This window comes from Actinocrinis puniceicyclus, from assembly GCF_018283645.1.
GTDB lineage: Bacteria > Actinomycetota > Actinomycetes > Streptomycetales > Catenulisporaceae > Actinocrinis > Actinocrinis puniceicyclus.
On record NZ_JAGSXH010000168.1, the window covers coordinates 1 to 9,376 of the forward strand.

Genomic DNA, 9,376 nt, shown 5'->3' on the forward strand with positions numbered 1-9,376 from the left:
CGTGACACGCTCGCGGCCGAGGAACCGCTGGAGATCCGTGTCGCGGGCAAGCAGATCGCCGTGACGATGCGCACCCCCGGCGACGATTTCGACCTGGTCGCCGGCTATCTGGTCGGCGAGGGCGTGGTGCGGGAGCGGCATCAGCTCGCCCGGATGCGCTTCTGCGGGGACTCGGCCTGTTCGGGACCCGTCGGGCTGACGCCCTCGGCGTCGCAGGACCCGCACCGGGTGGAAGCCGCGCACGACACGTACAACATCGTCGACGTCGATCTCGCCCCGGGCACCGAGCTACCGCTCTGGTCACTCGACCGCACCACCTACACGACCAGCGCGTGCGGCGTCTGCGGCAAGTCGAGCATCGAGGCCGTCCGCGCCAACGCGCACTGGAGCGTGGAGACGGATCCGCTCCGGATAAGCGCGCAGACCCTGTATTCGCTGCCGAAGACGCTGCGCGCCGGGCAGAAGCTGTTCGCGACGACCGGAGGTCTGCACGCGGCCGGCCTGTTCGGCGCCGACGGGACGCTGCTGTGCGTGCGCGAGGACGTCGGCCGGCACAACGCGGTGGACAAGGTGATCGGCTGGGCGCTGCGCAACGACCGGCTGCCGCTGCGCGGGCACCTGCTCGCCGTCAGCGGACGGGCGTCGTTCGAGCTGGTGCAGAAGTCGGCGGCGGCCGGGATCCCGGTGCTCGCCGCGGTTTCCGCGCCCAGTTCGCTGGCGGTGCAACTGGCCCGGGAGTGCGGCATGACGCTCGCGGGCTTCGTGCGCGGCGAGTCCGCGAACGTCTACTGCGGAACGCACCGCATCAGCCCGGCCGGGTGAGCGGCCGTGGGCGCGGCGGCTGATCGCCCGGCGCCTGCCGGCTGCTGTGCACGAGCGCCACGGCCTCGGGCGTCGAGTGCACGCCGAGCTTGGCCAGGATGTTGCGCACATGGGTGCGGACGGTGTGCGGCGACAGGCCCAGCCGCGCCGCGATCGCCGCGCGGGTCAGGCCGTCGATCACACTGGCGAGGATTTCGCGCTCGCGCCGCGTCAGAAGGCTGATCGGGTCGCGCCGCGCGGGTTCGGGTTCGCGCACGGGCCGCACGGACGTGGCGAGCGCCGCGTCCAGGGAGGCGATCGCCTGAACCCGTGACTGGACACCGAGCTTCATGAGCACGTTCTGGGTGTGTGTGCGAGCCGTGGACGGCGTGATGGCCAGCGTCCTGGCGATCTGCCGGTTCGACTCGCCGCGCGCCAGGCGCTCCAGCACCTCGCGTTCGCGCTCCGTCAGCGCGTCGCAGTGCCCGTGTCCGCATGCGGTCATTCTTCAGCCTCCTCTGTCCAGTCTGCCGACTACACATCAACCGTAGGCAGAGGTGATCAAGTGCGCGGCCGGTTCGGGCAGCCTCACTCGGTCAGCCTATTTACATGATCGACGCATTGTCGGAGCACGCCGCTAGCCTCGCGGCCCATGACCGTACCTGACGAGCCGGAGTACCTCGCCGCCACGCGAGCCGGCTACGACACAGTCGCCGCCGACTACGCCGCGCTGCTGGCCGACGCCTTGGCCGACAATCCCTTCGACCGCGCCGTGCTCGCCCTCTACGCGGAGCTTGTGCGCGGCGCGGCATCCGGTGAGGGCGCACAGCAGGTTGTCGACGTCGGCTGCGGACCGGGGCGGATCACCGCCCACCTTGCCGGGCTGGGCCTGAACGTGTTCGGCATCGACCTCTCGCCCGCGATGATCGAACAGGCCCGGCGCCGTCATCCCGGCCTGGAGTTCCGGGTGGGGCAGATGACCGCGCTGGACCTGCCTCCGGGCTCCGTGGCCGGCCTGGTCGCCTGGTACTGCGTCATCCACGTGCCACCCGCCGAGCACCCGGTCGTGTTCTCCGGCTTCCGGCGGGCGCTCGCGCCGGGCGGCCACCTGCTGCTGGCCTTTCACGCCGGAGACGAACGCCGCCGCATCACCGCCGCCTACGGCCACAGCGGCCTCGCCTTCGACGCCTACCGGCTGCCGCCCGAGCGCGTGGAGCAGCAGGCCGTGCGAGCCGGATTCCTCCCCGTGGCCCGGTTCTCCCACGCGCCGATCGGTCCCGAGAAGACTGCGCAGGCCTACCTGATCCTGCGCGCCGGGGAAGGCGCCGGCTGATCATTCGGCGAGTGTGAGCCACTGCTCCTCAAGGCCCTCGCGCTCGGCGGCGAGCTCGCGCAGCTCGGCATCCAGCTTCCCGACGGCCTCGTAGTCCGCCGCCGACTCGGCCATGAGCTCGTGCAGCCGCGTCTCCCGAGCGGCGATCTTGTCCAGCCGCCGCTCGATCCGGGCAAGTTCCTTCTGCGCGGCGCGCTGGTCACGGGCGCTCGGCACGGCGCGGTCGGCGGCTGCCGAGGCGCCCGAACCCGGTGCGCTCGCGGCGGCGCGCTGCCGGGACGCGTCGGCTGCCGCGACCGTCTCCGCACGGCGCTCAAGGTACTGATCCACACCGCCCGGCAGCATCCTGAGCCCGCCGTCGCCGAGCAGCGCGGCGATCCGGTCCGTGGTGCGCTCCAGGAAGTACCGGTCGTGTGAGACCACGATCATCGAGCCCGGCCAGCCGTCGAGCACGTCCTCCAGTGCGGTGAGCGTGTCGATGTCCAGATCGTTGGTCGGCTCGTCGAGCAGCAGTACGTTCGGCTCGTCCATCAGCAGCCGCAGCAGTTGCAGCCGCCGCCGCTCGCCGCCGGACAGGTCCCCGACCGGCGTCCACTGCTTGTCCCCGGCGAAACCGAATCGCTCCAGCAGTTGCGAGGCGGTCAGCGTCCTGCCCTTGCCGAGGTCGACCGACCCGCGCACCTCCTCGACGGCCTTGAGCACCCGCGTGTCCGGCGGGATCTCGGTGATCTCCTGGGACAGCAGCGCGGGCCGGACCGTCACCCCGGTGACCACCTTCCCGTCGTCCGGACTCACCGCGCCGGTCAGCAGCCGCAGCAGGCTGGTCTTGCCGGAGCCGTTGACCCCGACCAGGCCGACCCGCTCACCCGGAGCGAGCTGCCAGGTGAGGTGGTCGAACAGGATCCGGCCGCCCTGCCCGTCCGCCGCGGCGCCGCCGCTCTCACCGCCGACCTCGCCGCCGACCTCGCCGCCGACCGAATAGGTCACGTCTTCGAGTTCGTACACGGTGCGGCCGAGACGCGCCGTGGCGAAGCCCATCAGCTCGGCCGAGTCGCGCGGCGGCGGTTCCGCGTCGATCAGCGCGTTCGCCGCGTCGATCCGGAACTTCGGCTTGGAGGTGCGGGCCGGGGCGCCGCGCCGCAGCCACGCCAGTTCCTTGCGCAGCAGATTCTGCTTGCGGTCCCAGTCCGCCGAGGCGACCCGGGCGCGTTCGGCCCGCGCCAGCACGTACGCCGAGTAGCCGCCCTCGTAGGAGTGCACCTGGCCGCGGGCCACCTCCCACGTCAGCGTGCAGATCTCGTCGAGGAACCAGCGGTCGTGGGTGACGACCAGCAGCGCCGATCTGCGGCCCTTGAGATGCGCGGCGAGCCAGGAGATGGCCTCCACGTCCAGATGGTTGGTCGGCTCGTCCAGCAGCAGCAGCCGGTCCGCGGCGTCGGCTTCGAGCAGCGCCTTCGCCAGCGCGATGCGGCGCCGCTCGCCGCCGGAGAGCGGGCCGACGACCGTGTCCAGCCCGTCGCGGAAGGCGGGCGCGCCGACGCCGCCGAGCAGCCCGGTCAGCACGTCCCGCACGTGCGCCTGCCCGGCCCATTCGTGCTCTGCCATACCGGCCAGCAGCAGTTCGCGGATCGTGGCCCGCGGGTCGAGGTCGTCATGCTGGCCGACGACGTTGACCTGCACCGCGCCGCTGTGCGTGACCCGGCCCGCGTCCGGCGCCTCCAGCTTGGCGAGCAGGCGCAGCAGCGTCGACTTGCCGCCGCCGTTGCGCCCGACGACGCCGATGCGATCGCCCTCCGAGATGCCGAGCGACACGCCGTCGAGAAGCGTCCGGGTGCCGTACGCCTTGCTCACGGCCTCGATGTTGACCAGGTTCACCACGACAGCAACGGTACCCGTACGCGCTGCGTGCTCTGCCTTCCTCCAGGTCAGCCGCTATCCGGCGATCGGCAGTTCCGCGTCGTCACGCAGGAACAGCGGGATGCGCTCGATCGGCGCGTCGACGGTCACGTCCTGGCCGCCCTCGTATCGCCGCCCGGTCCACGCATCGCGCCAGGAGGCACCGGCCGGCAGGTACACCGTCCACGCGCGCGCGCCCGCCTCAAGCACGGGCGCGACGAGCAGGTCAGGTCCGAACAGGTACGCGGTGTCGATCTCCCACGCCCGGCGGTCGTCGGGGAATTCGAGGTGATACGGCCGCATCGGCGTGAGACCCGTCTCGTGCGCTTCGCGCATCACGTCGAGGATGTACGGCTTGAGCCGCTCGCGCAGCGCGATGTACGAGGCCATGATCTCGGCTGCTTCCTCGCCGTAGGACCAGATCTCGTTCGGCGCGCCTGTCATCCCCGGCCCGAACGGCGTGGCCGGGGAGCGCACGCCGTGCAGCCGGAAGATCGGGCTGAACGCGCCGAACTGGAACCATCGCACCATCACCTCGCGGTACTCCGGAGAGGTCGGGTCGCCGCCGTGGAAACCGCCGATGTCGGTGTTCCACCACGGGATACCGCTCAACGCCGTGTTCAGGCCGGCCGGGATCTGCTTACGCAGCGTCTCGAAATCGGTGAAGATGTCGCCGGACCAGAGGATCGCGCCGTACCGCTGGGAGCCGGCCCAGGCCGAGCGGTTGAGCGTGACGATCTCGCTGCGGCCCTCGGCGAGCATGCCCTCGTGGAACATCCGGGCGTTCTCGCGCGGGTACAGGTTGCCGACTTCGAGGCCGGGCCCGGCGTGGTAGCGCAGGTTGGCCGAGTAGCCCGGCTTCAGTTCGGGCTCGCAGGCGTCCGCCCAGAACACCTCGATGCCGTGGGAGAGATAGTTCTCCCGCACCTTCGACCACACGAATTCGCGCGCCGCCGGGTTGGTCGCGTCGTAGAAGGCGACCTGCACGGTCTTGTCGATGCCCTTGTCCGGCCAGTCGGCGTGCGCGACCGGGCCGAACTCGGTGCCGATGAACAGGCCGCGCCGCTCCATCTCGGCGTGGAACTCGGAGAGCGGACTGACGGAGGGCCAGACCGACACCATCAGCCGGGTGCCGTACTCGGACAGCTCCTTTACCGCGGCCTGCGGGTCGGGCCACTCGGCCGGGTCGAAGCGCCACTCGCCCAGGTGCGTCCAGTGGAAGAAGTCCGCGACGATGACGGCGAGCGGCAGCCCGCGGCGGCGGTACTCGCGGGCGACTTCGAGAAGCTCCTCCTGCGACTTGTAGCGCAGCTTGCACTGCCAGAACCCGGCCGCCCACTCGGGAAGCCCGGGCGTGTGGCCGGTCGCGTCGGCGTAGTTGCGCTGGATGCGCGCCGGGGTTCCCGCGGTGATCCAGTAGTCGAGCTGGCGCGCGCTGTCGGCGACCCAGCGGGTGCCGTTGACCGCCAGCTCGACCCGGCCGATCGCGGGGGTGTTCCACAGGAAGCCGTAGCCGCGCGAGGAGACCAGAAACGGGATGCTGACCTCTGAGTTGCGCTGCACCAGCTCGACGACAGCGCCCTTCTGGTCGTACAGACCGTGCTGGTGTTGGCCGAGGCCGTACAGCCGCTCGTCAGGGTACGCGGCGAAACGCTGCTCAAGCCGTGCGTATCCGTTGCCGTGTGCGGTACGCAGTCGCGGGCCGGGCCACCAGAAGTGCGCGTCCTGCTCGGCGAGCAACTCGGCGCCGTCCGCGGTCCGGGTGAAGGTGATCCGGCCGATCAGGGAGATCGTGGCGGTGATCGCGCCGTTGACGACGGTGGCCTCGCGCGCGCCGACGGTCACGGTCGGTTCGGTGTCGAGCGGCGGCGCGCTCTCCCGGACCAGTGCGCCGGGCAGGGCGTCGAGGATCGGTCCGCCGACTCGGGAGCGCACCCGCAGTGCGTCGGCGCCCCATGCCTCGATCCGTAGGGTCTCCTGGCGGCCGGTCCACTCCAGGCCGCCGGGGGCTGCGCGGAACTCGCCCTCTTCGTGGGCGAGAGAGGCCAGCGGCGCTTCGTCTGACATTCAACAGCCTTTCCGTGGACTGGGGTGGGGTCGCGCGGGCCGGCCGACCCCGCCTTCGCACGCCGGCGGCGGCGACCGTGGTGCGGCCTGCCTCGGCGGGCGGCGGGCGCGGTCGGAGTTCGGACTCAGGAGGCTGACGGCGGCGCGCTCGACTCGCGCACGGTCAGGATCGGCGGCAGCAGCGTGACCGATTCGCCCCGGTCGCCCTCGAGTTGCGCCATCACCATCCGCACCGCGCGCCGGCCCATCTCCTCGGCCGGGATGGACACGCTGGTCAGCCGCGGCGAGGACTGGAGCGCGACCTGGTCCGGGCAGATCGCCACGACACTGGTGTCCTCGGGGACCGCGCGGCCGGAGAGGCGCAGCAGGCTGAGCAGCGGCGGGATCGCCGACTCGTTCTGCACGACGAAAGCGGTGGTGGACGGCCGCTCTTCGAGGATGCGCGACAGTATCCCGGCGGTGGACTCGTACGTGCCCTCACAGGCCCGGTGCATCGCGCGCAGGCCGCGCTCGGCGGCCCGGCGCTGGAAGCCGCGCAGGGTCAGCGCCGCGAAACCGGTGTGCCGCTGGTAGACGCCCTCGCCCTCGCCGATCAACGCGACGTCGCGGTGACCCAGGTCGGCCAGGTGGTCGGCGCAGGCCGCCCCGGTCGCCTCGAAGTCCAGGTCGACGCAGGCCAGGCCGGCCGGGTCGGCGGGCAGGCCGATCAGGACGGCCGGGGTGTCGGTCTCGCGCAGCACCGGGATGCGGTCGTCGTCGAGTTCGACGTCCATCACGATCATGGCGTCGGCCAGGCCGCTGCCGGCGATCCGGCGCACGCCGCGGGTGCCCTCGTCCTTGGTGAGCAGCAGTACGTCCTGGCCGTACTCGCGGGCCTCCGTGGTGACCGCCATCGCGATCTCCATGATCACCGGCACGTACATGTCGCTGCGCAGCGGCACCATGAGCGCCAGGATGTTGGAGCGGTTCGAGGCCAGGGCGCGGGCACCGGCGTGCGGGTGGTAGCCGAGCGCCTCGATCGCCGCCTCCACCTTGCGCCGCGTGTCGTCGGAGATGGAGCGTTTCCGGGAGAGCACGTAGGAGACTGTGGAGGGCGAGACGCCCGCCTGGCGGGCGACTTCGGCCAGCGTCACCATGGAGTCCTCCAGGGCCGTCCCGGAGTGTGCGGACCCGGGCTCGGCAGCGTTATCGGTCGGGGGCGGGAACGGGCGGCGGCGCGGTCGGAGGCTGGGCCGGAGACAGGTGAAGCGCTTCGACTCGACTCGGAGCAGGCCGCGCCCGGTCTTGCCCATGAAGGGTAGACCGGGCAGGTAGGGAATGTCCATGGGGATCGTCGAAGCGCTTCGATTCCCGACTCTCGGCACCGCATCAACGGCACTGGCCGGGCACCGGAATCGGTGCCCGGCCAGTGACCGGAGAAGATCTGCCGCCTACAGCGGCCGCGCAAGACGCGCCACGCCCGCGTCGACGACGAGTGCAGTGATCGTCGGAGGCGGGCCGAGGTCGCAGCGGCCCGATTCCGCCGCCGCGGTCAGGCATTCGTCAGATCCAGGACGGCAGCCACATGTGGTTGGACCAGTCCGTGTAAGGGATCGTCTGTCCGGTGTAGATCGGATAGAAGTACGCGAACAACGCCACGATGCCGACCACCAGCGTCCCGGCCACGGCCGAGCCCCACACCCGGCGCGTCGGCGAAGCGTCCGCCCGCCCGAGGATCGAGCCGATCGCCATCGTCGCGCCCAGCACCATGAACGGCAGGAAAGCGATCGCGTAGAACGAGAAGATCGTGCGCTGCGCGTACCACAACCACGGAACGACACCCGCCGCGATCCCCGCCAGGATCGCCGCCGCACGCCAGTCCCGCCGCCCGATCCAACGCCAGAACAGAAACACGATCGCCGCCGTCGCGAGCCACCACAGCAGCGGATTGCCCAACGCCAGCACCTCAGCCGAGCAGGAGCCCATCGACGGCGTGCAGCCCTGTTGCCCGGTCTTCGGCGCCTCGTAATAGAACGCGACCGGGCGGCCCAGGACGAACCAGGACCACGGGTTGGACTGATACGGGTGCGGCGACTGGAGATTGGCGTTGAAGCCGTACTGCTGATCGACGTAGTTCCACAGCGAACGCAGCGGATCAGTCCACGTCGGCCAGAAGTTCGACGGATGCGCATTCGCCCAGAACCGGTTGTACCCCCCACCGTTCGCCGTATCGAAGAACCACCCCGCATACGAAGCCACGAACACGAACACCGCCGTCACCGGCAACGCCACAAACGCCCTCGGAACATCCCGCAGCAACACCGCCAGCGACGGCCGGCGCACACCCACCGCCCGACGCGCCCCCCGATCCCACGCCACACTCAACAGCGCGAACACCGCCACGAAGAACACACCGTTCCACTTCGTCGCGGTCGCCAACCCCAACGACAAACCCGCCACCAGACGCCAAGGACGCAAACCCAGCCCCGGACCACGCTCCCCCATCCCCAACAACACACCCGAACCACGTTCCTCACGCCAATCGGCCAACCTCGCCCGCGCCTTGTCCCGATCCACCAACAGCGCCGCGAACCCACCGAGAATGAAGAACATCTGCACACCATCGAGCAGCGCCGTACGCGCCATCACGAACGCCAGCCCGTCGAAAGCGAGCAACAGACCCGCGACACAACCCATCAACGTCGAACGGAACATCCGGCGCGCGGCCCGGGCGATGATGTAGATCGCCAACGTGCCCAGCAGCGCCTCCATCAACCGCCAACCCACCGGGTTCAGGCCCCAGAACTGCTCACCCGCACCGATCACCCACTTACCCACCGGCGGATGCGCCACGAACTCCTGACACGGGTTGCAGTTGAAGCTCGCCGCGCCGTTGTGGCCCATCGTGCCGGGACCGACGAGCTTCGGATTGGCCGTGTTCGAGTCCACCCAGCTGTGTTCCCAGCCGTAGACGTACATCGACCAGGCGTCCTTGGCGTAGTACGTCTCATCGAAGATCAACGAGTTGGGCCACACCAGGTTCCAGAACCGCAGCACACCCCCGACCACCGTGACCACCAGCGGCAGGATCCAGCCCGCACCACGGAAGAACTCCGGATAGAACGGCGGCACCAACCGATCACGCAACGACGCACGCGGATCCGGACGCACCGAACCACTCGCCCGATACCAGACCCGCCCACGCTCCCAACCACGGCGCATCCGACCATGCCGCGCCCCGTCGAAGGACTCTGCCTCCGGCCCGCCCGGCGCCACAAGCCCCCCATACCCGCCCACGGC

General features: G+C 70.6%; 7 protein-coding genes. 2 read left to right on the top strand and 5 right to left on the bottom strand.

Annotated elements, in window-relative coordinates; genetic code table 11:
* Nucleotides 1-822, top strand: an 822-nt coding sequence (gene fdhD / locus KGA66_RS26375; protein ID WP_211471815.1) for a formate dehydrogenase accessory sulfurtransferase FdhD, incomplete at its 5' end; no start/stop codon positions are given.
* Here fdhD and KGA66_RS32535 read toward each other — a convergent pair.
* Nucleotides 806-1,306 carry a LuxR C-terminal-related transcriptional regulator gene (locus KGA66_RS32535; protein ID WP_246508748.1) on the bottom strand — a complete coding sequence of 167 codons (501 nt, stop codon included), beginning with the start codon at nt 1,304-1,306 and terminating at the stop codon, nt 806-808. The genes fdhD and KGA66_RS32535 overlap by 17 nt on opposite strands.
* Nucleotides 1,307-1,453: 147 nt before the next feature.
* Here KGA66_RS32535 and KGA66_RS26385 point away from each other — a divergent pair, with 147 nt between their 5' ends.
* Complete coding sequence (locus KGA66_RS26385; RefSeq protein WP_211471817.1) at nt 1,454-2,134, top strand: class I SAM-dependent methyltransferase; 681 nt, start codon at nt 1,454-1,456, stop codon at nt 2,132-2,134.
* Here KGA66_RS26385 and KGA66_RS26390 read toward each other — a convergent pair whose 3' ends face one another.
* The 4 genes from KGA66_RS26390 to KGA66_RS26405 form a co-directional block, all read right to left on the bottom strand.
* Nucleotides 2,135-4,012 (bottom strand): ABC-F family ATP-binding cassette domain-containing protein, encoded by a 1,878-nt coding sequence (locus tag KGA66_RS26390; protein ID WP_211471819.1) that lies wholly within the window; start codon nt 4,010-4,012, stop codon nt 2,135-2,137.
* A gap of 54 nt (nt 4,013-4,066) precedes the next feature.
* Entirely contained in the window at nt 4,067-6,097 is a 2,031-nt protein-coding gene (locus KGA66_RS26395; protein WP_211471821.1) for a glycoside hydrolase family 31 protein, read from the bottom strand.
* Nucleotides 6,098-6,222: 125 nt separating this feature from the next.
* The gene (locus KGA66_RS26400) at nt 6,223-7,233 is read right to left on the bottom strand and encodes a LacI family DNA-binding transcriptional regulator (protein ID WP_211471827.1); all 1,011 of its coding nucleotides are present in this window, start codon (nt 7,231-7,233) and stop codon (nt 6,223-6,225) included.
* Between the two features lie 406 nt (nt 7,234-7,639).
* Nucleotides 7,640-9,373, bottom strand: coding sequence for a dolichyl-phosphate-mannose--protein mannosyltransferase (locus tag KGA66_RS26405; protein WP_438822080.1), 1,734 nt, complete (start codon nt 9,371-9,373; stop codon nt 7,640-7,642).
* Between the last annotated feature and the right edge of the window lie 3 nt (nt 9,374-9,376).